Here is a 24,197-nt window from a genome sequence, read left to right on the forward strand (position 1 = left end):
CGGCGCGGAAACACCCGGCGATGGATCACCCAGCCCCGGGTCACCCGGCGACGGCTCGCGCGGGGGCTGACCGCCACCCGGCGTGGGAACCCCCACCATCGGGTCGCCCGGCGCGGAAACACCGGGCGATGGATCGCCCGGGGCAGGACTCCCCTTCCGTGTCGCGTCGGCCGACCTGGAAACGCCCGGCGTCAGGTCGCTCGGCGTGGGAACGCCCCGAGTCGGGGCGCCCGGCCGCGGAGCACCCGGCATCGGGGCGGCCCGCGTCGTGTCGCCCGGCACCGCACCGCCCGGTACCGCGCCGCGCCGCGTCTCGCCTCCCGGCATCGCATCGGCCGGCATCCCGCCGCCCGGCCAGGGGGTCGCGCTCACGCCGTCCACCGCCTCAGGGTCGGGGCCGAAGCGCCCGCGCGCGCCGCGTCGGCCGCTGCCGTTTCGTCGGTCACGCCGAGGTAGCGGCGCCTCACCTCGTCCGACGCCGTCAGGGCCGCCGCGGTGCCTTGGAGGGTGACCTCGCCGACCTCCAGGACGTAGGCCGTCGAGGCCAGCCGTAGGGCGATCGCGGCGTTCTGTTCCACCAGGAGGACCGACGTGCCGGTGGTGTTGATCTCCTGGACCGTCTCCGCGATCCGTGCGGCCATCAGCGGGGCCAGTCCCAGCGACGGCTCGTCCAGGAGCAGCAGCTTCGGTCGGGCCATCAACGCCCGGCCCAGCGCCAGCATTTGCTGTTCGCCGCCGGAGAGGAGTCCGGCTCGTTGGTGCGCGCGGTCCGCGAGTACGGGGAACAGCTCCCGTACCCGCGCCAGGCTCCGCGCGCTCTCCTTGCGGCCGCCCCGCGCCCCCAGCGCGCCCGCCCGCAGGTTGTCCGCGACCGTCATCCGGGCGAACACCTGCCGCCCCTCCGGTACGTGGACCACCCCCGCGGCCACCACCCGGGCCGGCGCGAGCCCGTCCAGCGGGCGGCCGTCGAACCGGACCGTGCCCGCGCCCGCCCGCCCCCGGTGGAACCCCAGGGTGCGTGAAATGGCGCGCAGCAGCGTGGACTTGCCCGCGCCGTTCCCACCGAGCACGGCGACGATCCGGCCGGGCGGCACGTCGAGGGAGACCTCGCGCAGTGCCCGCACCGGACCGTAACCGACGGACAGCGCACGCACTTCGAGCGCGGTCATCCCAGGGCCTCCGTTCCTCCGGGCCGCCCGGGGGCGGCCGTCCGTCCGGAGCCACACCACAACACCGGGCGGTGGCAGCGTCCACGACGCCGGGCGCAATCGCTGCCGATGACCAGCGGCGCACCGTCCGCGTTGTGCACGCGCACAACACCCGAGGACCGTCCAAAGGGTCTTCGGCCGGGGGGCTGTCCCGCCGGGGCCGTCGATGGCATCCTCACCAGCCATGGGTGGCCACCGAGCGCGTACCGATCGCGAGTGGTCCGTTCTGGCGAGCGCCTCGCGCGCGCTGCTGGACCGGGTACCACGCCTCACCGACCAGCTGATCGAGGAACTGCGCGCGCATTCCGTCCAGTTCGACCTCGCCGTGCCGCGCGACGAGCACTGGCAGCAGATCGACCGGGCCATGCGGTACGGAATCGAGGCGATCACCGCGCCGCGCGACGCGCCCCGGCCCGACCTGGAGTACGCCAGGGCCCTGGGCCGGCGCCGGGCCGAGCAGGGGTTGGCGCTCGACCTCCTCCTGCACGCCTACCGGCACGCGGGCTATCTCGTCTGGGACGAACTGCTGCGGATCGTCGGCGAACAGGACCCGGCGGACCTGCCGTTACTGGTGCACACGGCGTCCCACATGTGGTCGGGGGTGGACGTCCAGGCGACCGCCGTGGCGGAGGCGTACCGGACAACGGAGCGGGAGATGCACCGACGCAGTGACGAACGGGTCCAGGCGTTGCTGGACGCGCTGCTGGAGGGCCGGCCCTCGCCGGGCCTCGCGGCTCGCGCGGCGGCGGGTCTCGATCTGCCCGAGCAGGGGCGGTACGCGGTGGTGGTGGTCCGGGTCGAACGGCAGGGCGGGCGCGAGCCGTTCGAGCGGATCACCGCGGCGGAGGGCATGCGGTTCTTCTGGCGGATGCGCGCCGACTGCGAGATCGCGGTGGTGGCGCTGGAACCGGACGCGGGACTCGCCGAGCTGGCCGAGGAGTTGAGCCGGCCCTGTCCCGGGCCCGGTGGGATCAGCCCGGTGGTGGAGAGCCTCGCCGAGCTGGGCCTGGCACGGAGGCTGGCCGAGACGGCGTTGCGAACGATCGCCCCCGGCTCTCAGCTGATGGTCCGTCTGGACTCCTGTCTGCCGACCGCGTTGGTGGTCGGCCAGCCGGAGCTGGCCGCCCGGCTGATCGCGGACGTCTTCGGCCCGCTGCTCGAACTCGACCCGTCCGACCGGGCCGTACTGCTGGAGACGCTGGACGCCTGGCTGGAGTACGGCGGTTCGGCGGGGCGGGCGGCCACCCGGCTGTACTGCCACCGCAACACGGTGTTCAACCGGCTGCGCCGGCTGGAACACCTCACGTCCCGTTCGCTGTCCCGGCCCCGGGACCTGATCGAGATGACCCTGGCCCTGGACGCCTTCCGGCTGACACCGGGGTGACGAACAGTCAGAGGTTCGGCCCGGGGAGGACCATCACTCAGCGGCGGGCCATGTAGAGCTGGAACGCCTTGTGCAGGAGCCTGTTGAGCGGGAAGTCCCACTCGCCCAAGTACTCGGCGGCCTCGCCGCCCGTACCCGCCTTGAAACGCAGCAGTCCCAGCAGATGGTTGCTCTCGTCAAGGGTGTCGGTGATGCCGCGCAGGTCGTAGACGCGCGCCCCGTCCGCGTGTGCGTCGCTCAACATCCGCCACTGGACGGCGTTGTTGGGCTGCACCTCGCGGCGGCGGGAGGTGGAGGCGCCGTACGAGTACCAGACGTGGTCGCCGACGGTGAGCATCGTGGCGGCGGACAGGATCTCGCCGTCGTGGTGGGCGAGGTAGAGCCGCATGCGGTCGGGGTCCTCGGCGGTGAGCGCGGTCCACATGCGTTCGAAGTACGGCAGCGGCCGGGGCAGGAACCGGTCGCGTTCGGCGGTCTCCCGGTACAGCGTGTAAAAGGCCGGCAGGTCTTCGTAACCGCCTCGGACGACCTTGACCCCGGCCTTCTCGGCCTTCTTGATGTTGCGGCGCCACTGCTGGTTGAAGCCCTGCCGGATCTCCTCCAGCGACCGTCCTTCGAGCGGGACCTGGAAGACGTACCGGGGCTGTCCGGCGGCGAATCCGTCCCCGGCCGGGTCCTCGCCCTGCCGCCAGCCCAGCTCGCGCAGCCGGTCGGCGACCCGCAGGGCGCGTGGGTCGGTGGTGGTGGCCGTGACGTCCCGCAGCCGGTGCGCGGCCGGGTCGGCGACGGCCGCCTTGAGCGCCTCCGCGTCCCAGCGGCGCGCGACGACCGGCGGGCCCATCTTCACCGAGAAGGCGCCCCGGGACTTGAGGTGGGCGAGCATCGGGGTGAGCCAGGCGGCCAGGTCGGCGGCGTACCAGTCGATGACGGGGCCCTCGGGCAGATAGGCCAGGTACCGCTTGATCCTCGGCACCGGACGGTAGAGGACCAGCCCCGCCCCGGCCATCCGCCCGGCGCCGCGCGCCTCGCCGGGGCCGCCGGTGTACGCCCCGCCGGGGCGGTCGCCGCCCTCGAACCAGCCGACGCTCTCCGCCCGCCAGTCCGGCTTGACGTCTCCCCAGGACGGGACCTGCATATGGCTGGCGGAGGGTCTGGCGCGGACGAAGGCCAGGTGCTCCTCGCGGGTGATCGTCCTCAGTCGGTAGCTGATGCTCATGGTCCAGTCATACGTGCCGTACGGGCCGGGGCGGAGCGGACACGCGAAGGGGCGGCCGGCGGACACGCGAAGGGGCGGGCCGAGGATGACGCCCCACGGCGGTCCGAGGGCGTGGGAGGGCGTGGGAGGGCGTGCGAGGACGTGGGAGACATGGGAGGACGTGCCCGGCCGGTCGCCACCCGGCCTCTGCCCGGCCTCCGCCCGACGTCTGCCCGGCCTCTGCCGGACCTCTATCCGACCAAGCGGCGGCGCCAGTCCACCGGGGTGACGATGACGGCCCTGCCCGGGTCGCCGTCCCACTCGACGGGGAGGCCGGCCGCTTCGAGCGCGGCCACGACCTCCCGGCCGATCGCCGCCGTGGTCCCGGACGAGCCGTCGAAGCCGCCGAAGAGCAGCGTCAGTCCATGACCGGCCGCGGCGGAGTCCGTGCACTGGGTGTGGAAGTAGACGAAGCCACGGGCGCCGGGGCCGCCCTCGCCGCCGATCTCGGCCTGCCCGCAGCCGCGGCAGCAGGTGAAGTTCTCGCGGGCCGTGATCCCGGCCCGCTCCAGGACGGCGAAGGCGCGGGTGAGCCGCTCGGGGTCGGTCTCGCCCTGCCAGCCGGCCTGTTCCGCGACACGCTCCAGCCACATCCGGTCGGCCAGCACCCGCGCCTGGTCGGGCGACACGGGCCGGCGGTCGGCGGTGACCAGGTAGTCCTCGGCCAGCTCGGCCAGTTGTGCGCGGGTGGTGTAGCCCCCGGCCAGCACCTCGCGGACGCGCGTCTCCAAGTCCTCGCGCTCGCGCTCGTCCAGGTCGAGCGGCGGCACCACGGGAAGGGGGCCCATGTCCAGCGGTATCCAGCCCGGATCGTTGTCCCCGCCGGACTCCTGGCGGGCCCGGTCCGTCACCGTCGCCCACCCCGTCAGCGTCGCGACCACCGCCCCGGGACCGTCGACCCGCACCTGGAAGTGCCGGTCGGCGGCGCCGTCGCGGTGCTCCACGGTGTAGTCCCCGCCGGCCTGGTGCCAGACCTGGGCGAAGACGTCGGGCAGGTCGGGTATCCGGTGGAGCACCAGGAACCGGTCGCCCTCGCCGCCGATACGCCGGATCAGCCCGGCCAGGTCCTCGGCGGACACCCGGACGTGCCGCTCCCGCTTCTCCGTCTCCACGACGATCTCCAGCATGCGCGGATGCTCGCACACCCCACTGACACCGGCCCTGCGAGGGTGGGCGGCGTCCCGGACCTTCGCGCCCCGGCACGGTCGGGTCCCGGGAGTTGATATCCAGGACCCGACCGGCAGGACCGGCCCATCAGAACAGACCTCAGGGCACGACTGAGGCACGCCCCTCAGGGCAGGAAGCCGCTCACGTCAGGAAGTCCCTCCCGATGTCCGCCGCCAGCCTCTCCAGCAGCGGACCCGCCTCCGCCATGCACACCGCCGGATCCTTCTCCAGGTCCGTGAGGGCGTACGCACGGCGGATACCGGCCCTGCCCAGGGCCTCCGGCAGCAGGGCCCGCCGCCCGCAGACGGCGATGACCTCGATGTTCTTCGCGCGCGCCGCCGCGGCGACCCCCGCCGGCGCCTTGCCGTGGAGCGTCTGCTCGTCCAGCGAGCCCTCCCCCGTGATGACCAGCGTCGCCCGGGACAGCGCGGCGGCGAAGCCGAGGACGTCGAGCATCACCTCGATGCCGGGGCGGAAGCTCGCGTGGAGGCCGACAAGAGCGCCGTAGCCGATACCGCCCGCCGCGCCCGCGCCCGGGGACAGCGCGAGACGCGCGGCCCGGGAGCCGAGGGACGCCTCCAGGACCGTGACGTAGTGGGCGAGAGCCGCGTCCAGGACCGCCACGTCCTCCGGGCTCGCGCCCTTCTGCGGTCCGTAGACGGCCGGGGCGCCCTTGGGCCCGGTCAGTGGATTGTCGACATCACTGGCCAGGACGATGTCCGTCCTGGCCAGCCTGGGGTCGAGTCCCGAGAGGTCGGCGGTGGCCAGGTCCCACAGCCCGCCGCCGCCCGGGGGGACGGGCGTGCCGTCCTCCGTCAGGAAGCGGGCGCCCAGCGCGGCCAGCATGCCCGCGCCGCCGTCCGTCGTGGCGCTGCCGCCCACCCCGAAGACGATGGTGTGCGCCCCCGCGTCGAGCGCCGCGCGCAGCAGCTCGCCGGAGCCGTACGTACCGGCCGTGAGCGGGGCGAAGACCCCGTCGGGCAGATGGGCCAGGCCGGATGCCTCCGCCATCTCCACGACAGCCGTGCCGTCCCGGAGGGCGAAGGCGGCGGTCAGTTCGTCGCCGAGCGGTCCGCTGACCCGTACCTCGTGCCGTTCGAATCCCGCCGCCACCGCGGCGGCCACGGTGCCGTCGCCGCCGTCCGCGACGGGCATCGTCTCGACCGCCACATGGGGCGCGATCCGGTGCAGCCCGGCCGTCACCCGCTCGGCGACCTGCACGGCCGTGAGCGACCCCTTGAACTTGTCCGCCGCGATGAGCACGCGCGCGGTATCGGTTACTGCTCCGTCCGTCACGTTGTTATCCCTTGCTGTCGAACAGGCAGTCGCGCCCCGCGCCGACCCTATCCGCACGGGTGGCACTCTGCCCATGGCCCCCGGGTCCGCCCGATACGCTGACCCGGTGACGGACACCGACTACGCCGCGTACATCGCGGGACTCCCGCGCGTCCTCGCCGGCGCGGCCATGCTCTTCAGGGACGGCGAGGGACGGGTCCTGGCCGTCGAGCCGAACTACCGGGAGGGCTGGGCGCTGCCCGGCGGGACCATCGAGTCCGACGACGGCGAGACCCCCCGCCAGGGCGCGCGGCGCGAGACGCTCGAAGAGATCGGCCTGGACATCGAGCCCGGCCGGCTGCTCGCCGTCGACTGGGTCCCGGGTGTCACCCGGCTCCCGGGTGTCACCCGGCCGCCGATCGCGGCCTATCTGTACGACGGCGGTGTGCTGACGCCGGAGCAGCTCGCCGCGGTACGGGTCCAGGAGGCGGAGTTGCTGTCCTGGCGGCTGCTGGCCCGCGAGGAGCTGACCACGTACCTGCTGGGCTCGCTGGCGGGGCGGGTGCTTGCGGCACTGGACGCGGTGGAGTCGGGCGCGGGCGCGGGCACGGTCGAGCTGGAGAACGGCAGGCGGGTGGGGTGACCGAGGGCTCCGGCCCCGGCAAATGGGGTCGCCCGCGTCCGCGCCCGCTGCGTACGCTCGGGGCATGACTCTCGTCGCGATCCTCAGCGGCGCCGGGATCTCCACCGACTCCGGCATCCCCGACTACCGCGGGCCGAACGGCGTGTGGCGGCGTGATCCGGGGGCCGAGAAGCTCGTCACGTACGACTCGTACGTGAACGACCCCGAGATCCGGCGGCGCGCCTGGCGCGTGCGCACCGACAGCCCCACGTGGCGGGCGGAGCCCAACGCGGGCCACCGGGCGGTGACCGGTCTTGAGCGGTCGGGCACGGCGGTCCGGGTGCTCACCCAGAACGTCGACGGGCTGCACCAGCGGGCGGGGATGCCCGCCCGGAAGGTGCTCGAACTGCACGGCACCGCACGGGAGACCAGCTGTGCGCGCTGTCACGCGCGCGCCCCGATGGAGGAGGCGCTGGCCCGGGTCGCGGCGGGCGAGGAGGATCCGCCGTGCCTGGTGTGCGGCGGGATCCTCAAGTCGGCGACGGTGATGTTCGGTGAGCGGCTCGACCCCGAGGTGCTGGCGCGGGCGATGGCGATCGCCAAGGCGTGCGAGGTGTTCCTCGCGGTCGGTACGACACTCCAGGTGCAGCCGGCCGCATCGCTGGCGGGGATCGCCGCCGACCACGGGGCGCGGCTGATCGTGATGAACGCCGACCCGACGCCGTACGACGACCGGGCCGACGAGATCGTGCGGGAGCCGATCGGTACGGCGCTCCCCGCGCTGCTGAAGCGGTTCCACGGTGGCTGAGCGCGCCGACATGGGGGTGTCGCCGGCCGCCCACGACCCGGCGTGGGCCGTGGCTTTCGCGGAACAGCGCGACCGGCTGGCGGTGCTGCTCGCGCCGTGGCTGGCCGCGCCCGTCGAGCACGTCGGCTCGACGGCGGTGCCGGGCCTGCGGGCCAAGCCCGTGGTGGACGTCCTGGCGCCGGTACGGTCCCTGGACAGCGAGGCGCGGGCCGCGATGGTACGGGTCCTGTCGGCCGGCGGCTGGCTGTACTGGCCGGACGATCCGCGCGGGGACACCCGGCTGTGGTTCCTGCGACCGCGTCCGGAGGCACGGACGCACCACTTGCATGTCGCCGTGCACGGGGGCGCGCGGGCCACGGCGCTGCTCGCGTTCCGGGACGCGCTGCGGGCGGATCCGTCGCTGGCGGCGGAGTACGAACGGCTCAAGTCCCGGCTGGCGCGCGAGAATCCGACCGCCAGGAACGCGTACACGAACGGCAAGGCGGAGTTCGTGGCGCGGGTGCTGCGGGCGGCCGGGATCGCGCGTCCGGTGCTGGAGGAGCTGCCGGAGTAAGGAAGTTGCCACCGGCCGGGTCAGAACAGCGTGGCCGTCGCCGGGACTTCGGCCGCCGCCCCCTCGAAGACCAGCAGCCGCTGCTTGCGGTCCAGGCCGCCGCCGTACCCGGTGAGGCCGCCGGTCGAGCCGATGACCCGGTGGCAGGGCACGATGATGCTGACCGGGTTCTTGCCGTTGGCCAGTCCCACCGCCCGTGAGGCGCCCGGTTTGCCGAGGGCCTCGGCCAGTTCGCCGTACGACCGGGTCTCGCCGTACGGGATCAGCTCCAGCCGCGCCCACACACTGCGCTGGAACGGGGTGCCCGCCAGGTGCAACGGCAGGTCGAACTCGGTCAGTTCGCGGTCGAAGTAGGCGGTGAGCTGACGCCGTACCTCGCCGAAGGGCCGGGGGTCCGGTTCGCCGAAGGTCTCCTCCGCCGGGCGGTGGCGGTGCTGGACCATGTAGAGGCCGCTCAGGAGGCCGTCGGTGGCGACGAGCGTGAGGGGTCCGTACGGGCTGTCGATCACGGTGTGCTGCTTGAGCATGCTGAACTTTCCTAGGCGGGAAGGTGGTTGATGGCGTGGTCCTCGGTCGCCCAGAGGTACTGCACCGCGTAGGCCCGCCACGGCCGCCAGGCCGCGGCCCGCGCGGTGAGCGCGGCCGGGGTGGCGGGCAGGCCGAGCCCCGCGGCCGACCTGCGGACACCGAGGTCGCCGGGCAGGAACGCGTCCGGGTCACCGAGCGCGCGCATCGCGATGACCTCGACCGTCCAGGGCCCGAAGCCGGGCAGGGCCGAGAGCCGGGCGCGTGCCTCGTCCCAGTCGCTGTCGGTGCCGAGCCGGAGCGAGCCGTCGGCGAGGGCGGCGATCAGCGTGGTGAGGGTGGTACGGCGGCTGCGCGGCAGCGCGAGGGCCTCCGGGTCCAGGGACGCCAGGGCCTCGGTGGTCGGAAAGAGGTGCGTGAGGCCGCCCTCGGGGTCGTCGACCGGCAGGCCGTACGCCGTGACCAGCCGGGCGGCGTGGGTGCGGGCCGCCGCCGTGGACACCTGCTGGCCGAGCACGGCCCGTACGGCGAACTCGGCGGCGTCGACGGTACGGGGCACCCGGCGGCCCGGCGCCTTGTCGACCAGCGGGGCCAGCAGGGGGTCGGACCGCAGCTGCTCGTCCACGGCGACCGGGTCGGCGTCCAGGTCGAGCATCCGGCGGCACGCGCTGATCGCGAAGGTCAGGTCGCGCGGATCGGTGAGCGAGAGCCGGCAGGCGATGTGGTCGGGGCGCGGCGACAGGGCGACGATGCCGTGTCCGTAGGGCAGGGAGAGCGTGCGGCGGTACGCGCCGTTCCGCCACTCCTCCACGCCGGGCACAGCGGTCGCGGCGAGGTGGCCGAAGAGGTTGTCGGGGTTGAGGGGGGCGCGGAAGGGGAGCCGCAGGGAGATCACGCCGGGGGTGGGCGCCTCGTCGCCGCGCGCACCACTCCCCTTGCGGCCACGACGGGCCGCGCGCGTGCGCAACTCGCTCGGTGACAGGGCGAAGACCTCACGGACCGTGCCGTTGAAGGCCCGGATCGACGCGAACCCGGCCGCGAAGGCGACCTCGGCCATCGGGAGCGCGGTCGTCTCGATGAGGACGCGGGCGGTCTGGGCGCGCTGGGCACGGGCCAGGGCGAGCGGCCCCGCGCCCAGTTCGGCGAGGAGCTGGCGTTCGATCTGCCGGGCGGAGTAGCCGAGGCGGCCGGCCAGTCCCGGCACGCCCTCGCGGTCCACGACGCCGTCCTGGATGAGCCGCATCGCGCGGGCGACCGTGTCGGCGCGGGCGTTCCACTCGGGCGAGCCGGGGCTGGTGTCGGGCCGGCAGCGCTTGCAGGCCCGGAAACCGGCCTGCTGGCAGGCGGCCGCGCTGGGGTAGAAGATCATGTTCCGGGCCTTGGGGGGCACGGCGGGACAGCTGGGCCGGCAGTAGATCCGGGTGGTCAGGACGGCCGTGAAGAACCACCCGTCGAACCGCGCGTCCTTGGACCTGACGGCCCGTACGCAGCGCTCGGTGTCGGTGTACATGCCCTCCAGCATCCGGCACCGGGGAGGCGGGGGCTGGCAGGAATCCGACATCAGGGTGGGTCCCCGCCCGCCCCTTCCCGTCCGGCCTGTCAGGACGCCGCTCCCAGCGCCGTTTCGAACGCCCCGTACGCCGCCGCGTCGAAGAGCACGAACCGCACCTCCTCGACCGGCGCCACCGCCGCCTCCCGTGCCGTGCGGACCGCGATCCGGGCGCCGTCGTCCATCGGCCAGCCGTAGACGCCGGTGGAGACGGCCGGGAACGCGACCGTCCGCGCGCCCAGTTCCGCGGCGATCCTCAGGGACTCGCGGTAGCAGGAGGCGAGCAGCTCGGAGCGGTCCTCGGCACGGGCCCAGACGGGTCCGACGGTGTGGATCACCCAGCGGGCGTCGAGGAGGCCCGCCGTGGTGGCGACGGCCTGGCCCGTCGGCAGCCCCCGGCCGTAGTGCCCGGCGCGCAGCTTCCGGCACGCGGCCAGGATCTCGGGGCCGCCGCGCCGGTGGATCGCGCCGTCGACCCCGCCGCCGCCGAGGAGCGACGAGTTGGCGGCGTTGACGATCGCGTCCACGCTCTGCCGTGTGAGGTCGCCCTGGACCAGTGTCAGTTGTGCCATGCGGGAAACTCTGTCAGGCCGGGGCCGTACGGCGCATTCCGAATACGCCCCGGGCCCCGCCGCTTCGCGCCACGTCACTCCGCCCGCAGCCGCCGCCACACCGCCTTCGCCGCGTTGTGCCCCGACATGCCGTGCACCCCGGGCCCCGGCGGGGTCGCCGACGAGCAGAGGAAGACCGCCGGGTGCGGGGTCGTGTACGGGAACAGGGAGAGCTTCGGCCGCAGCATCAACTGGAGGCCCGAGGCGGCGCCGCAGGCGATGTCCCCGCCCACGTAGTTCGCGTTCTTGGCCGCGAGCTGCGGCGGGCCCGCCGTCGCCCGGGCCAGGATCAGGTCGCGGAAGCCGGGGGCGAAGCGCTCGATCTGCCGCTCCATCGCGTCGGTCAGATCGCCGTCCCAGCCGTTCGGGACATGTCCGTACGCCCAGAACACGTGCTTGCCCTCGGGCGCGCGGGACGGATCGACCAGGCTGGGCTGGGCGGTGATCAGGAACGGCGTCCCGGGCGCCTGTCCGCCCGACGCCTCCCGCAGCGCCCTGCCGATCTCCCCGGTGGTGGGGCCCACCTGGACCGTGCCGGCCCGGCGCGGCTCCTCGGCCGTCCAGGGCACGGGCCCGTCCAGCGCGTAGTCGATCTTGAAGACACTCGCCCCGTAGCGGTACCCGTCGTACACCCGGCCGAGCCCCGCGATCCGGGCGAGCGCGGTCGGTGAGGTGTCGAAGACGTACGCGCGCGCGGGCGGCAGGTCGTCCAGCCGCTTGATCTCGTACCCGGTGTGGACCGTGCCGCCGAGGGCCCTGAGGTACGCGGTGAGCGCGTCGGAGATCGACTGGGAGCCGCCGCGCGGCATCGGCCAGCCGCCCGCGTGCGCCGCGAGGGCGAAGACCAGGCCGACGGCGCCGGTGGCGATGCCGTTCAGCGGGGCGATCACGTGCGCGACCAGTCCGGCGAACAGGGCCCGTGCCTTCTCGTCGCGGAACCGGCGCGCCAGCACACCGTACGGCGGAAGGCCGGCGAGACCGAAGCGGGCGAGGGTCACGGGGTGGCGCGGGAGGGTGGTCAGCGGCAGGGACATGAAGTCCTGGGCCAACTCGTCCCACCGGCCGAGGAAGGGCGCCACGAGCCGCCGGTACGCCCCGGCGTCCCGCGCACCGAACGACGCGGCGGTCTCGGCGACGGAGCGGGACAGCACGGCGGCCGTGCCGTTGTCGAACGGGTGGGCCATGGGCAGCTCGGGGTGCAGCCACTCCAGGCCGTACCGGTCGAGGGGCATGGTCTTGAAGACGGGGGACCCCGCGCCCAGCGGATGGACGGCGGAGCAGGGGTCGTGGCGGAATCCGGGGAGGGTCAGCTCCTCCGTCCTGGCACCCCCGCCCACGGTGTCCCTGGCTTCGAAAACGGCCACGGAGAAGCCGCGGCGGGCCAGTTCGACCGCGGCGGTCAGTCCGTTGGGGCCCGCCCCCACGACGACTGCATCGAGCATCGACGGCACCTTCGGACTCCTTCGTCAGCCGATGGCCAGGACCCCCAGGATATTCCTGGGCACGGACAGCCCGGACGCCGGTACTGTCCGCGACGGCCGGGCGGTGCCGGGCGGGGCCCCGGTCAGGCTCCGGCCAGCAGCAGATCCCGTATCCGCTCCGCCGTGGCCGCGTCGCGGGCGGCGGTGAAGGGCAGCGTGTTGCCGCCCGTGATCCGGAACGGCTCGCCCGCGAGCGTCGTGTCCGCGCCGCCCGCCTCGGCCACCAGCAGCAGCCCCGCCGCGTGGTCCCAGGCCAGCTCCCAGCTGAACGCCACCGCGTCCAGGGCGCCGCGTGCCAGGGCCAGGTACTCCAGTCCCGCCGAACCGCACGCGCGGGTGCCGACGCCTTCGGTACGGAGGCCGAGGAGCGCCCGCTTCTGGTCCTCGGTCGTGTAGTCCGGGTGGGACATCGCGACGGTGAGCGGCACGCCGGGCGCGGGGGCGCCGGAGCGCAGGCGGACGCCGTTCAGCCAGGCGCCCCGGCCGCGCACGGCGATCGCCATCTCGTCCGGCGCGGCGGCGTACGTCCAGGACGCCAGCACCTCGCCGCCCTGGGCGAGGGCGACGAGCGTGCAGAATCCGGGCTCGCCCCGGACGAACTGGGCGGTGCCGTCGACCGGGTCCACGATCCACACCGGCGCCTCGCCGCGCAGCGCGTCGTACACGGAAGGGTCCGCGTGCACGGCCTCCTCGCCGACGACGACCGAGCCGGGGAGCAGGGCGGTCAGGGCGGCGGTGAGGTGTTCCTCGGCGCCCCGGTCCGCGATGGTGACCAGGTCGTGCGGGCCGCTCTTCTCCACGATCTCGTGCGCGGCGAGCTGCCGGAAGCGGGGCATGATCTCGGCGGCGGCGGCCGCGCGGACCGCCGCCTCGACGGCGGACACCAGCGGCCCGGAGGCCGCCGGGGCGCCGGCCGTCACGGCGGGGCCCTGTTGTCCGTCGGGAGCCGTCCGGCGCACCGGCACCCTCATGGACAGGAGGTCTCCGTACCCGGACCCGGCGCCGCCGCCCGCAATGTCATCGATCATGCGTCCATCCCATCACGCGGCACTGACAACGCGTATGACAGGTCGGGTGACAACTCAGCGGCCTACGGCGTAACCCTGCATGCCGCGCGGGTTCGCGGCGGCCGACAGGACGCCCGTCGCGGGGTCCCTCGCCACCACGCACAGCCTCCCCTCCGACCACGGCTCGCCGACCGTGACGTCGTGGCCGAGGCGCCGCAGTCCGGCGATGACGGCGGGGTCCATGCCCTCCTCGACGGTCACGCTGCCCGGCCGCGTCCCGCGCGGGTAGAAGGAGCTGGGGAAGCTGTCGTTGTGCCAGTTCGGCGCGTCGACCGCGCCCTGGAGGTCGAGTCCGCCGCGCACGGACCCGCGCAGGACGAGGGCGAGGAAGAAGTGCAGCTGCCACTGGTCCTGCTGGTCCCCGCCGGGTGTGCCGAACGCGAGCACCGGCACCCCGTCGCGCAGCGCGAGGGACGGCGTGAGGGTGGTACGCGGACGGCGGCCGGGGGTCAGGGAGTTGGGCAGGCCCTCTTCCAGCCAGGTCATCTGGAGCCGGGTGCCGAGCGGGAAGCCCAGCTCGGGCACGACGGGGTTGGACTGGAGCCAGCCGCCGCTGGGGGTGGCCGCGACCATGTTGCCCCAGCGGTCCACGATGTCGAGGTGGCAGGTGTCGCCCCGGGTGGCGCCGTCCTTGGAGACGGTCGGCTCCCCCGCGCCCGGAATGCTCATCGCACTGAATTCCTCACCCTCCACGACGGTCCCGGCGTGTGCGCTGAGCACGGGCGTACGCCCTCCGGGGCTGCCGGGGCGCAGTTCGTACGAGGCCGTCTCGCCGATCAGCGCCCTGCGGGCGGTGTTGTACGGCTCCGAGAGCAGCACGTCGAGCGGCACGTCACCGGCGGCCCCCTCCCCCGCGTCGCCGTACCACGCCTCCCGGTCGGCCATCGCGAGCTTGCACCCCTCGACGAGGAGGTGGACGTAGGCGGCGGAGCCGTACGCGGGCAGGTCGGCGGCGCGCGACGGCAGCAGGGCGAGCTGCTGGAGGAAGGCGGGGCCCTGGCTCCAGCCGCCCGCCTTGCAGAGCGTCCAGCCGTCCCACTCGTACGTGGCGGGGGCCTCGTACGACGCGGACCAGCCGGCCAGGTCGGCGGCGGTCAGGGGGCCGGTGTGGTGCGTCCCGCTGGTGTCGAGGGTCGGCCGGCCGGCCTGGCGCACCAGCGCCTCCGCGATGAACCCCTCGCGCCAGACGGCGCGGGCGGCCTCGATCTGGGTGGTCCTGTCCGCGCCCGCCGCCTCGGCCTCGGCGACGAGGCGGCGCCAGGTCGCGGCGAGTGCGGGGTTGCGGAACAGCGTGCCGGGGGCCGGAGGGGTGCCGTCGGGCAGGTAGACGGCGGCCGACGAGGGCCACTCGGTCTCGAAGAGCTCGCGGACGGTCTCGACGGTCTGGCCGACCCGCTCGACGGGCGCGTGGCCGTCCTCGGCGTACCCGATGGCGTACCGCAGCACCTCGGCGAGCGTCCACGTGCCGTGGTCGCGGAGCAGCAGCATCCAGGCGTCGAAGGCGCCGGGGACGGCGGCGGCCAGGGGGCCCGTACCAGGGACGAGGGTGAGGCCGAGCGAGCGGTAGTGCGCGACGGTCGCGGCGGCGGGCGCGGGCCCCTGCCCGCACAGCACCCGTACGTCACCACCGGCCGGCGCCAGGATGATCGGCACCTCGCCGGCGGGCCCGTTGAGGTGGGGCTCCACGACGTGCAGCACGAACCCGGCGGCGACGGCGGCGTCGTACGCGTTCCCGCCGCCCTCCAGGACGGCCATCGCGGACTGCGAGGCGAGCCAGTGGGTGGAGGAGACCATGCCGAAGGTGCCCTGGAGGGTGGGTCGGGTGGTGAACATACGGGCTCTCACCTCGCTGTTTACGCGCGTCGGACGGTCGAATGTGCACTCAGGATCGAGCCTGGGGAGGATCTGGGGAGTTCGGACTGGAGCTCTCCTCCTCCCGCTCCCCCAGCAGGCTATCGATCGCCCTGCGCCCCTTCTTCCCCGCCTCCGGCATGAAGTGCGCGTAGTGATCGAGCGTGATGGTCGGCGACGAGTGCCCCAGCCATCTGGCGAGGGTGACGACCGACTCTCCTGCCTCCAGCACGATGGATGCGTACGTGTGCCTCAATACATGGAACCCGTCCTTCGGTGCCGCTTGCCACTGCCAAGGTTTCGCCCCCTTGGCACGCGGAGGGATGACACCTGCCCTGGCCAGGGCAGGCTTCCAGATCTCGGTGTTCCACGTGTTGGCGGCGATCGCGTTCCCGTACTTCGTTGTCAGTACGAGGCCGAACTTCTTCCGCTCCCTGTCCGATTCAGGGCCGCCCCAGGGAAGCTCGACCTTGTCACCCGGGTATGTCCTGGCATGCTTCACCAGCTCGCCGACCACGGAAAGCGGCATATCCGCAACGCGCGTTTTGCCGCCTGTTGGAAGGGTAAAGTACTTGTGGCCATTGACTATTTGCACTTGCCGTCGGACGTGAAGGACTCCGCGCGCGTGGTCGATGTCTTCCATGCTCAGGCCGAAGACTTCACCCTCCCGCAGACCGCACCCAAGCCCAAGAATTACCGCTATACGGTGCCTCTGGCTGATCTCATCACGCACCCTCCGAGCTAGCGCCTCAGGCCACGCCTCGCGACGCTCATCGGGCAGCTTCGGCGATCGGACCGACTTGGACTTCATCGGATTCCGAGCAAGACGCTTGTCATCAACCGCTGTCTAGGACGCTCGACAGCGTTGTGAGGATGCTGCGGGCGTACTGCGGCGAGCACGAGGATTCGAGTTTGACTATGCAGGCGCGAAGCTCGACCGCAGACACCTTGTTCAGCGATACACCGCCCAGGTGCGGCCCTATCGGCGACCTGACGCAGAAGTTGCCTGAAGGCAGCTACGACCGCATCGTCGCCACCGTGGCGGTACCCACCGTGCCGGTCTCATGGCTGGAAGCACTCGCTCCCGGCGGACGGCTCGTGACCACCCTCGCTCGGACTGGATTGATCATCGTCGCGGACAAGTCCGCCGACGGCGGCGCAACAGGTCATGTCGCACCGGAATCAGCCGGGTTCATGAGCACGCGCCACGGCGAGAACTACGACGGTCCTTCCGGACGACGCCCCTGTATGGCAGACCGCCCAGCACGCCGACGGCGAGACCGTCACCACCAGCCGCTACCCCCTGATGTACGTGCCGGACACCTGGGACGTGCGCTCCACCCTGGAACTCGTAGCGCCGGGCATCGAGCACCGGCAGCACACCGCTGCCAATGGCACACGCACCATGTATATGCTCCACCCAGACGGATCCTGGGCTCGCGCCACAGCAACGAAGCGCAGGGGCTCACCCACCGTGCACCAAGGTGGTCCAAGGAGGCTGTGGGACGAACTGGACCGTATCCGCACCTGGCTTGTGGTGGACGGTGACCTTCCCGTCCGGGGGGCCGCAGTGACCATCACCTCCGATGGAGCCGCCACTCTCTTCCGACGAGGCTGGTCAGCCAAGGTCGCCTGAAGCGTCGAACGTGATCGCCAGCCCGCCATGGTCCCGTCCCCCAAGCGACCTAACGAGCATCCCGCCCGCGTGCAGGTACCTACATTTTCGAGCGCGTCCGCAAATACCTCGGCAAGGGCGCCACGACGTAGCCGTAGCCCCTTCCGAGCCTCCCCGCACGGTCGCGAGCTGATGCCTCCAACCACAGCACAAGTTCGCCCATGGACCCCGGATCCTTGGCGTGACGGGTGCGGTGGAGGTCAACGACCGCGCCATCATCGTTAAGGAACGGGACGAACCACCCGGCTACTTCCTCCAGCACGGCTTCGGCTACCAGTGCCACGAACGCGACAAGCCGCACTACGGCCGCCAGCTCGGCCGGGCCCCATCGGCTGGGGGGCAGGGAACGAAACGCAAACCGCATGAACTTCTCCTCGTGGCCTCCGGCGCTCGTCGTCGACGTCGAAGGCAACGGCCTCAATTCGCCCGATCTGGTCGAGGTAACGGCGCTTCCCGTGTGCGAGGGGCGGCTGGACACGAGCACGGCGGGAGCGTGGCTGACGGGCGGCTACGGGCGGGACGGGCAGGGGTAGGGCTCGTCGTGGAAGCGGAGGGACTGCCCCGCAGCTTCGTGCACCCGCTGCGTTCTTCGCCTACAGAGGCGGTACGAAGATCCCGCTTGTCGTAGAATCGTCTCGGTTTCGTCGGGGGATGCTTCGGTCTGTCCTGTGGCGACGGCCTTCGCGCGAGGAAGCGCCAGGGGCGGCGAGTCAGCTGCGCCCTGCTCCCTCGAAGAGAGGGAGCAGCATGCAGGTACAGCGGGTGACCCTGGAGAACTTCCGTGGCGTGAAGGGCGGGACAGTTCTCCTGGATGGCCACTCCTTGTTGGTCGGCTCGAACAGCGTCGGCAAGTCGACTGTGTGTGAGGGGCTGGAGCTCGTACTTGGGCCCGAGCGCATGTTCCGGCGGCCCGTGGTCGACGAGTACGACTTCTATGGCGGGTGCTATCAGGAACGGGAGGGCGAGCTGCCCGAAGTGAGGATCGAGGTGGTCCTCACCCAACTTTCTGATGCCGCTGAGCGCCGGTTCGGCAGCCATCTGCGCCGCTGGTCGGCGCGGACGAGCGACTTCCTCGATACGGTCCCCGACGCGGTCGAAGACGCCGAGACCGGCGAATGGTGCCTGCCGGTGGTCTTCCTCGGCCGCTACGACCCTCAGGAGGACGACTTCGTCGGGGGAACGTTCTTCGCGCACCCCGAGAGCGTCCCGGATGGCCTTGACGGGGAGGAGACCGGCCTGGGCGTAGGGCTGAAAACCTTCACTCGTGAGGACAAGCGGCACTGCGGATTCCTCTATCTGCGGCCGAACCGTACTGGCAGCAGGGCGCTCACTTTCCAGCGTGGCTCCCTTCTGGACACGATCGTGCGACTGGAGGCAGAGCTTGCGGGCCCGCTGTGGGAGAAGGCGCTTCGTGACCTGGACCAAGTCGCAGTCGCCGCGGCCGAATCTGGTTTCGGAAAGATCCGTACCGAGATACGCGACCGTGTCGATCGCTTTGTCAGCCTCGGCGACACTGCTGATCCGGTCGATCTGAAGGTGTCTGAACTCACCCGTGAACACTTGCGTGAGGTATTGCGCCTGTTCATCGCGACCCAGCCCGGGCCGCACACCGTGCCGTTCAACCGGCTGAGCACCGGATCGCTGAACCTGCTGGTGTTCGCCCTGCTCACCTACATTGCCGAACTCAAGGGCGACAAGTCGGTGATCTTTGCGATGGAGGAGCCGGAGATAGCGCTCCCGCCACATGCGCAGCGCCGTCTCATCGACTTCGTGGTCAAACGCATGGGCCAGGTGATCGTCACCTCTCATTCGCCCTACGTGATCGAGAAGTTCGAGCCCTCCCGCATTGTCATGATCAACCGCGACTCAAAGGGCGCACTCAGTAGCAACCGTGTCGTCCTGCCCAGTGACTTCAAGCTGAAAAAGTACCGTGACAACCGCCGGCAGTTCGCTGAGGCTGTCCTGGGCCGCGCCGTACTAGTGGTGGAGGGCGCTGCGGAAGCGGCCCTGTTCCCGGCGGTCTCGGACGTACTGGAAGCGGACCCCGCCGTCACAGGCTACGTCCCTCTGGACCTTGCTGGCGTCACGATCTTCGACGCTCAGAACGACGTCTCTGTGCCCTTGTTCGCCCCCGTCTTTAAGGGGCTGGGCAAGCCGGTCTACGGGATCCACGATCTCCCGGACAAACCGCTCGACGCGAAGGCTGCGGCGAAGACTGCCGACTTCACGCACTACACGGTGCTCAACTACAAAAGCGTCGAGAAGCTCCTGGTCGCCGAAGTGCCGGTTGACGCCCAGCGTCGCTTCCTCGCCGCGGTGGCCCAGCGCACGGACTATCCCTCCGGATGTGCACGCCCCGACCCGTCTGCCACGGACCCGGCCGTGAGCGCCCTCGCCTATGACGTGCTGTGGGCCCGCAAGGGTGACGGCTATGCCGCGCTGCTCATAGCTGAGTGCCAGGGCCGCAGCCAACTCCCCGCTGCCCTGGCCGATATCCTTCTCCAGATTGACTTCGATCTGGCAACTTCCGCGGGCGGGGCCGGAACTAGCGACTCAGCTCACCCGGACGAGACCGATGGAGATTGACCCGGTCCGGCAAGAGATCCTCGACGCTCCCGGCCATCTTCTGATCGTCGGGGGCCCAGGCTGCGGCAAGACCACCATCGCTCTTCTCAAGGCCCAAACGAGGCTGGCCGCCCTCGAACCCGAACAGCGCGTAGCTTTCCTGAGCTTCTCGCGCGCTGCCGTACGCCAGATCACTGACCGGATGTCCGGAGTCCTGGACCAGGCCAGCCGCCAGCGCCTGGAAGTACGCACCTTTCACGCCTTCTTCCTCGACGTCGTACGCAGCCACGGACGACTGCTCACCGGCCGGCCATCGTCGTTCATCGCACCCGACCGCGAACGGCAGATCCAGGCGGACTTCGACGGCGATTGGAAAAGTGAGCGTCAGCGCCTCGCGACCGAGGAGGGCCGCTACGTCTTCGACCTCCTCGCCGGCACAACGGCGACCCTCCTGGAGCGTAGCGCCGCCCTGCGTGTCCTCTACAGCAGCATCTATCCACTGATCATCGTCGACGAGTTCCAGGACACCAACACCGACCAGTGGCGCGTGATCAAGGCTCTCAGTGGCACCTCCACCGTCATCTGCCTCGCCGACCCTGACCAGCGCATCTTCGACCACCTGGACGGCGTTGAAGAGCAGCGCCTTGACGACGCCGTGGCGCACCTCGCACCCAAGCCATTCGACTTGTCCAAGGACAACCACCGCAGTCCCGGCAGCGGACTGCTCGACTACGCCAACGCCGTCCTGAACAACACCCTTTACCCTCAGCCAGACAACGTCCGCACCTGGACCTATACCCCTGGCTACGGCGTTCCCTGGCAGACCCGTGTCCACAAGGGGGTCGTCGCCGTGCGGGATCACCTCACCACCCAGCTGGGGCGCACACCGACGATCGCCATCCTCGCAAGCGTCAACTCCCTGCTGGGTCAGGTGTCCGAGACCCTCGACACCGACACCGACACCGGAGAAATCACACTTCCTGCAGTTGAGCACGCCCTGCAATGGGATCCCGAACTGACCGCAGCGGCCGGCTACGTCGTCGCGTCGATCATGGAGTGGCCAGGGCTGCCTCGCGTGGAGGCTGTGGCCCGGACCGTGCAGTCCCTTGCCGACTTTTACCGTGTCAAGCTCACCAGCGGCACGGTCGGCGCACGCGGCAAGATCAAACCCTTGGAGAACGGGCTCGTCGCATTCACGTCTGGCAAGACCATCCGTTCCAAGAGCGTCAAGGCCGTGACCGCTGCCTACGATGCTGGGATCTCCTACATAGGGCAACCGGTCGCCGACTGGCAGACCGCGCGTGACCGCCTCCGCGGCTCCAGCGAACTCGGAGAAGTCCTCAAACACACACGCCTGTTGCGCCTACTCCACGCTACCGATGCGATGGCCTGGGGCCTGTCTGATGCCTGGGACGGCCAGTCTGCCTACAGAGAAGCCACAGCCACAGTCCGCGCCGTCCTTGCCGCCGAATCCCTCACCGCAGCCCAACAAGCGCCAGAGCCAGTCTCCCTGATGAGCATGCACCGCTCCAAGGGCAAGGAATTTGACGGTGTCGTCATCGTCGAAGGACCCTACGCAGGTACCCTGCTCGACCCCAGATGGGACCCTGAACGTCTGCGCGCCCAGAGACGCCTCCTACGCGTCGCCATAACGCGAGCGCGCTTCGTGGTCCTCTTCGTCCGCCCTCAGGGCAGCCAACGTCTCACGGGAACGCGCTAACCCCGCCTTCGACGTTGCTCTGCGCGATCCAGTTGTCGGGGCAGAGACCGGCGACTACGAACCGAGCCGTTCGCCCGTCGCACGAGGCAGTGCCGGAAATGCCGACGCTCACGCGAACCGTCGCGCCAGTGCGGCAGAACGACTGGGCCCCACCGCCACGGCTGAACCGGAAGCAGGTCCTCGAACCCGGTCTTCGCACATTCCAGCAACGAACACCGCCAACAACGCCCGAGTGCACCTCCGCACAGGCCCCTCGACGTGTAGCACGGCGCTGTGCGCCCCAGCCGATGCCGCAATACCGGACCCAGGGTTCTCACCCCTCAAGACTAGATTCGCTCTCAGAGAAGCCGAAGCGGCTGGGTTCGTTGTCAAACACCTGGAATGGATGACGAAGGACAGGCACCGGTGCCCTTTGACAGCCGATCTTGACGTTTTGATAAGTGATCTTGACAGCTGGCAGGGGCCTGCTGGGTTGATTCCGGGGGCCTCGCGGGTCAGCCCCGACCGGACGCCGTCCATGTGGTCGACGGCCCGGCCCCAGGTGGTGCACGCCTGCTCGATGCTGCCTTCGGCGGCTCGCATCTCGGCCTACGCGACCAGGTCGAGGACGACGATCCGCGTAGGTGCCCGGTGGTCGGCTCGACGCCGCCGCCCCGTACATCGCCGCGGCCCGGCGCCGGTCGCCGAGCGTCTCGAAGACCATCGCCGTACGGCTGTGAACGGGGGCGGCAGGCGGCCCCCACGACAGCGCCCAGAACGGCAGGTCATCCCCCTTCGCCGAACTCAGGGCGGTTACGCGCTCGACCTCCCGCACAACCTCCTGCCGCCGGCCCGCCTTGGCGAGGGCGTGCGCATGGGCGACGGCGAACAGCGCCTCGGTCTGCCCGGCCCCCCTTTCGGTTCGTGACCAGGCACGACCACGCCGAAGGAGACGACGGCGATGCACTGGAGCGCGGGACGGTACGGAACAACGGAAGAAGTCAGACGCCCCTGGGACGAGCCCCCGGGTCCCGGCGTCGCGGAAGCTCCTCTGGCTAAAGTGTTGCTGGCCGTTTTTTGATCGGCTCTTCACACAGCCTGCTGAGGCACTCCTGGGCTTCTCTCCAGCCCGCCGGATTCCCACCACCGCATTCAGGGACAGCTTGTCCGTGGATGACGACGACTACCCGGGCACACCGCGCCACCACACGGACACAACACGGCGCGGTGGCGCGGTCCGGCTCAGGGTACGGGTCCCGGGCTCTTCGCGGACGAGCCCCAGCGGCTACAGCCCATCAGTCCTGCCACCACTTGCCGTTGACGTTGACGGTCTTCTTCCTCTGGAAGGCGCGTACCTCGTCGCTGTCGGCGGGCCTGTCCTGGCCGAGGTCGTCGTCGATGTCGTAGCAGTCCTTGCGGGAGGAGTGCTCGCCGAGGGCCAGGAGGCGAAACGGCTCGCCCTCTACGAAGAAGAGGGTGACGCTCTTTTGGCCGTTGCCGGCGCTGGCGTGGCGTACGTTCACCTTTCCCACATTGGTGATCGTGTGCTGTCCGCTGGGCTTTCCGCCTCCGGAGAACGCGTCGTTGAGCGCTTGCGACAGGTTCGCTCTACGCCCCTGCGGGACTGCGTCTTCGAGTCCAGCAAGGGCTTCCTTGTGGGTGCGATATTCTCTCTTGATCTCAAGGGGCATCGACAGGACCCTCTTGTCCGCTTCCGTATCCACACGGCCGTTCCCCTCGTTTTCCAGGCGTTTCGCAGCGGCTTCCTTCACCGTTCTCTCGCTTTCTCTGTACAGGTTCCTGGGCGTGGACCTTTGGTTTCTCTTCTACCATCTCCGGGACGCCGTTCCCCGTGTCATCGCCGTCGACACTCGCACCAAAATATCCTGCTCGTGCGTGTCGGCGTGCGGTGGAACGCACGGGGCGGGAAACTGAGGAAATGGCCATGTGCCGCACGGCCGTTCCGTAGCGATTGTCCGGAACCGAGAGGGTGCGCATGAGGGATGTAAGTGGCGTGAAGAATTGGGAGGGCGACACTCCCGAGCTGGGGAAAACGTATCTTTTACAGTCCGTCAACAGTGGCATGTTCGCGGACCTCGAATCCCTCAGCTTCACAACGGAGAATATCGTACAGGGAACAGACCCTTGTGCCGCGAGCGCGCACTGGACGGTGGTGGAACCGTACGGCCATTACGCCGATCCCGATGACCACAGTATGAGGAACGAGTACAGTGGATTATATTTTATGCTCAATGAAGCCCCGGCCATCGGGTGGCGTGTCATGCAGGGCCATCGGGATTGGGGATACCGGAACAATGTGAAGTACCAGAAAGCCGCTGACGGCACCTATTCGATCCGGGGAGGGAGCAAGTACGTCTCCACCGCGGACGACACCCCTGGCTCGGTGCTCATGCAGGTCACGGATTTCGACCCGGATGACGCCAAGATGAAGTGGTGGTTCATCGATATCGGGCACGCCCAGATCTGGGCATCGAATGTCACCGTGGAGGTGGCGGCGGTCCCGGGGCAGCAGCAACGCGACTACTTCAAGGCCGAGGTGATCCTGCGGAACCCTGCCCAGGGTGAGCCCCTGACGGACTGGGCCCTGTCCTTTCACCTGTCCAAGGGACTGGGCGGCACGGTCAGTGTCGCCGAGGGCGACGGTGTCGAACTGGTCCTGGCCCAGCCTGACAGCCGGGGACTGGCCATCGCCGTCCAAGCTGCCGACTGGTCCCACAAGAAGACGATCCAGCCTTCGGACAGCTTCACCTTCACGTTGTCCGGCGGGGCCGAGCACGCCACCGAGGACATCAGCACCCTTCCGATCAGGGCCGATGACTGCCGTGTCAACGGCGTCCCCGTCAGGACGACGGTCCCGACCGGACAGGATGGTTGACGCGGT

The 24,197-nt window shown here is 70.8% G+C and carries 21 protein-coding genes; 9 read left to right on the top strand and 12 right to left on the bottom strand.

Annotated elements, in window-relative coordinates:
- Positions 1-368 precede the first annotated feature (368 nt).
- Positions 369-1,169, bottom strand: a complete 801-nt coding sequence (locus OG349_RS06155) for an ABC transporter ATP-binding protein (protein WP_327233617.1) — start codon at positions 1,167-1,169, stop codon at positions 369-371.
- 223 nt (positions 1,170-1,392) lie between these two features.
- Between OG349_RS06155 and OG349_RS06160 the strand changes: the two genes are divergently transcribed.
- Entirely contained in the window at positions 1,393-2,592 is a 1,200-nt protein-coding gene (locus OG349_RS06160) for a PucR family transcriptional regulator (RefSeq protein WP_327233618.1), read from the top strand.
- Positions 2,593-2,629: 37 nt separating this feature from the next.
- Here the strand turns inward: OG349_RS06160 and OG349_RS06165 are convergent, their stop codons facing one another.
- The 3 genes from OG349_RS06165 to OG349_RS06175 all read right to left on the bottom strand — a co-directional run bounded on the left by OG349_RS06165 (position 2,630) and on the right by OG349_RS06175 (position 6,310).
- A complete protein-coding gene (locus OG349_RS06165) occupies positions 2,630-3,808 on the bottom strand; it encodes a lipid II:glycine glycyltransferase FemX (protein ID WP_442806208.1) in 1,179 nt (392 codons plus the stop codon).
- A gap of 230 nt (positions 3,809-4,038) precedes the next feature.
- Entirely contained in the window at positions 4,039-4,974 is a 936-nt protein-coding gene (locus OG349_RS06170; protein WP_327233619.1) for a DUF6891 domain-containing protein, read from the bottom strand.
- A gap of 181 nt (positions 4,975-5,155) precedes the next feature.
- Entirely contained in the window at positions 5,156-6,310 is a 1,155-nt protein-coding gene (locus OG349_RS06175; protein WP_327233620.1) for a glycerate kinase, read from the bottom strand.
- A gap of 106 nt (positions 6,311-6,416) precedes the next feature.
- Between OG349_RS06175 and OG349_RS06180 the strand changes: the two genes are divergently transcribed.
- The 3 genes from OG349_RS06180 to OG349_RS06190 all read left to right on the top strand — a co-directional run bounded on the left by OG349_RS06180 (position 6,417) and on the right by OG349_RS06190 (position 8,272).
- Positions 6,417-6,932 (top strand): NUDIX domain-containing protein, encoded by a 516-nt coding sequence (locus OG349_RS06180; RefSeq protein ID WP_442806209.1) that lies wholly within the window; start codon positions 6,417-6,419, stop codon positions 6,930-6,932.
- A gap of 64 nt (positions 6,933-6,996) precedes the next feature.
- The gene (locus OG349_RS06185; RefSeq protein ID WP_327233622.1) at positions 6,997-7,719 is read left to right on the top strand and encodes an SIR2 family NAD-dependent protein deacylase; all 723 of its coding nucleotides are present in this window, start codon (positions 6,997-6,999) and stop codon (positions 7,717-7,719) included.
- Complete coding sequence (locus OG349_RS06190; protein WP_327233623.1) at positions 7,712-8,272, top strand: GrpB family protein; 561 nt, start codon at positions 7,712-7,714, stop codon at positions 8,270-8,272. Before OG349_RS06185 ends, OG349_RS06190 begins: the two co-directional genes overlap by 8 nt.
- 20 nt (positions 8,273-8,292) lie before the next feature.
- Here the strand turns inward: OG349_RS06190 and OG349_RS06195 are convergent, their stop codons facing one another.
- The 7 genes from OG349_RS06195 to OG349_RS06225 form a co-directional block, all read right to left on the bottom strand.
- Positions 8,293-8,799 (bottom strand): methylated-DNA--[protein]-cysteine S-methyltransferase, encoded by a 507-nt coding sequence (locus tag OG349_RS06195; protein ID WP_327233624.1) that lies wholly within the window; start codon positions 8,797-8,799, stop codon positions 8,293-8,295.
- 11 nt (positions 8,800-8,810) lie between these two features.
- Positions 8,811-10,307, bottom strand: coding sequence for an AlkA N-terminal domain-containing protein (locus OG349_RS06200; RefSeq protein WP_327233625.1), 1,497 nt, complete (start codon positions 10,305-10,307; stop codon positions 8,811-8,813).
- Between the two features lie 89 nt (positions 10,308-10,396).
- Positions 10,397-10,918 (bottom strand): O-acetyl-ADP-ribose deacetylase, encoded by a 522-nt coding sequence (locus OG349_RS06205; protein WP_327233626.1) that lies wholly within the window; start codon positions 10,916-10,918, stop codon positions 10,397-10,399.
- Positions 10,919-10,992: 74 nt separating this feature from the next.
- Positions 10,993-12,408, bottom strand: coding sequence for a phytoene desaturase family protein (locus OG349_RS06210; protein WP_327233627.1), 1,416 nt, complete (start codon positions 12,406-12,408; stop codon positions 10,993-10,995).
- A 113-nt stretch (positions 12,409-12,521) separates the two neighbouring features.
- On the bottom strand, positions 12,522-13,409 hold the full coding sequence (locus tag OG349_RS06215) for an inositol monophosphatase family protein (RefSeq protein WP_442806365.1): 888 nt from the start codon (positions 13,407-13,409) through the stop codon (positions 12,522-12,524).
- Between the two features lie 111 nt (positions 13,410-13,520).
- Positions 13,521-15,338: a gamma-glutamyltransferase family protein gene (locus OG349_RS06220; protein ID WP_327233629.1), complete on the bottom strand. Its 1,818-nt coding sequence runs from the start codon at positions 15,336-15,338 to the stop codon at positions 13,521-13,523.
- 49 nt (positions 15,339-15,387) lie between these two features.
- Positions 15,388-16,089 (bottom strand): site-specific integrase, encoded by a 702-nt coding sequence (locus OG349_RS06225; protein ID WP_327233630.1) that lies wholly within the window; start codon positions 16,087-16,089, stop codon positions 15,388-15,390.
- A 185-nt stretch (positions 16,090-16,274) separates the two neighbouring features.
- Between OG349_RS06225 and OG349_RS06230 the strand changes: the two genes are divergently transcribed.
- From OG349_RS06230 to OG349_RS06245, 4 genes are all read left to right on the top strand, one after another.
- Positions 16,275-16,904, top strand: coding sequence for a hypothetical protein (locus tag OG349_RS06230; RefSeq protein WP_327238471.1), 630 nt, complete (start codon positions 16,275-16,277; stop codon positions 16,902-16,904).
- Positions 16,905-17,393: 489 nt separating this feature from the next.
- Positions 17,394-17,564 (top strand): hypothetical protein, encoded by a 171-nt coding sequence (locus tag OG349_RS06235; RefSeq protein WP_327233631.1) that lies wholly within the window; start codon positions 17,394-17,396, stop codon positions 17,562-17,564.
- Between the two features lie 214 nt (positions 17,565-17,778).
- On the top strand, positions 17,779-19,617 hold the full coding sequence (locus OG349_RS06240) for an ATP-dependent nuclease (protein ID WP_327233632.1): 1,839 nt from the start codon (positions 17,779-17,781) through the stop codon (positions 19,615-19,617).
- Entirely contained in the window at positions 19,607-21,316 is a 1,710-nt protein-coding gene (locus OG349_RS06245; protein WP_327233633.1) for a UvrD-helicase domain-containing protein, read from the top strand. The genes OG349_RS06240 and OG349_RS06245 overlap by 11 nt, the downstream gene beginning before the upstream one ends.
- 1,274 nt (positions 21,317-22,590) lie before the next feature.
- Here the strand turns inward: OG349_RS06245 and OG349_RS06250 are convergent.
- Positions 22,591-23,067, bottom strand: coding sequence for a hypothetical protein (locus tag OG349_RS06250; RefSeq protein WP_327233634.1), 477 nt, complete (start codon positions 23,065-23,067; stop codon positions 22,591-22,593).
- A gap of 242 nt (positions 23,068-23,309) precedes the next feature.
- On the opposite strand from OG349_RS06250, the gene OG349_RS06255 reads away from it, so the two are divergent.
- Positions 23,310-24,191, top strand: coding sequence for a hypothetical protein (locus OG349_RS06255; RefSeq protein ID WP_327233635.1), 882 nt, complete (start codon positions 23,310-23,312; stop codon positions 24,189-24,191).
- Positions 24,192-24,197: the final 6 nt, after the last annotated feature.

It is taken from the genome of Streptomyces sp. NBC_01317 (assembly GCF_035961655.1).
Classification (GTDB): domain Bacteria; phylum Actinomycetota; class Actinomycetes; order Streptomycetales; family Streptomycetaceae; genus Streptomyces.

Excerpts from the sequence above, each read along its gene's own strand:
- OG349_RS06155 (WP_327233617.1), bottom strand. The coding sequence starts at position 1,169 with ATGACCGCGCTCGAAGTGCGTGCGCTGTCCGTCGGTTACGGTCCGGTG.
- OG349_RS06160 (WP_327233618.1), top strand. The coding sequence starts at position 1,393 with ATGGGTGGCCACCGAGCGCGTACCGATCGCGAGTGGTCCGTTCTGGCG.
- OG349_RS06165 (WP_442806208.1), bottom strand. The coding sequence starts at position 3,808 with ATGAGCATCAGCTACCGACTGAGGACGATCACCCGCGAGGAGCACCTG.
- OG349_RS06170 (WP_327233619.1), bottom strand. The coding sequence starts at position 4,974 with ATGCTGGAGATCGTCGTGGAGACGGAGAAGCGGGAGCGGCACGTCCGG.
- OG349_RS06185 (WP_327233622.1), top strand. The coding sequence starts at position 6,997 with ATGACTCTCGTCGCGATCCTCAGCGGCGCCGGGATCTCCACCGACTCC.
- OG349_RS06195 (WP_327233624.1), bottom strand. The coding sequence starts at position 8,799 with ATGCTCAAGCAGCACACCGTGATCGACAGCCCGTACGGACCCCTCACG.
- OG349_RS06200 (WP_327233625.1), bottom strand. The coding sequence starts at position 10,307 with ATGTACACCGACACCGAGCGCTGCGTACGGGCCGTCAGGTCCAAGGAC.
- OG349_RS06205 (WP_327233626.1), bottom strand. The coding sequence starts at position 10,918 with ATGGCACAACTGACACTGGTCCAGGGCGACCTCACACGGCAGAGCGTG.
- OG349_RS06215 (WP_442806365.1), bottom strand. The coding sequence starts at position 13,409 with ATGAGGGTGCCGGTGCGCCGGACGGCTCCCGACGGACAACAGGGCCCC.
- OG349_RS06220 (WP_327233629.1), bottom strand. The coding sequence starts at position 15,338 with ATGTTCACCACCCGACCCACCCTCCAGGGCACCTTCGGCATGGTCTCC.
- OG349_RS06230 (WP_327238471.1), top strand. The coding sequence starts at position 16,275 with ATGCAGGCGCGAAGCTCGACCGCAGACACCTTGTTCAGCGATACACCG.
- OG349_RS06235 (WP_327233631.1), top strand. The coding sequence starts at position 17,394 with ATGAACTTCTCCTCGTGGCCTCCGGCGCTCGTCGTCGACGTCGAAGGC.
- OG349_RS06240 (WP_327233632.1), top strand. The coding sequence starts at position 17,779 with ATGCAGGTACAGCGGGTGACCCTGGAGAACTTCCGTGGCGTGAAGGGC.
- OG349_RS06245 (WP_327233633.1), top strand. The coding sequence starts at position 19,607 with ATGGAGATTGACCCGGTCCGGCAAGAGATCCTCGACGCTCCCGGCCAT.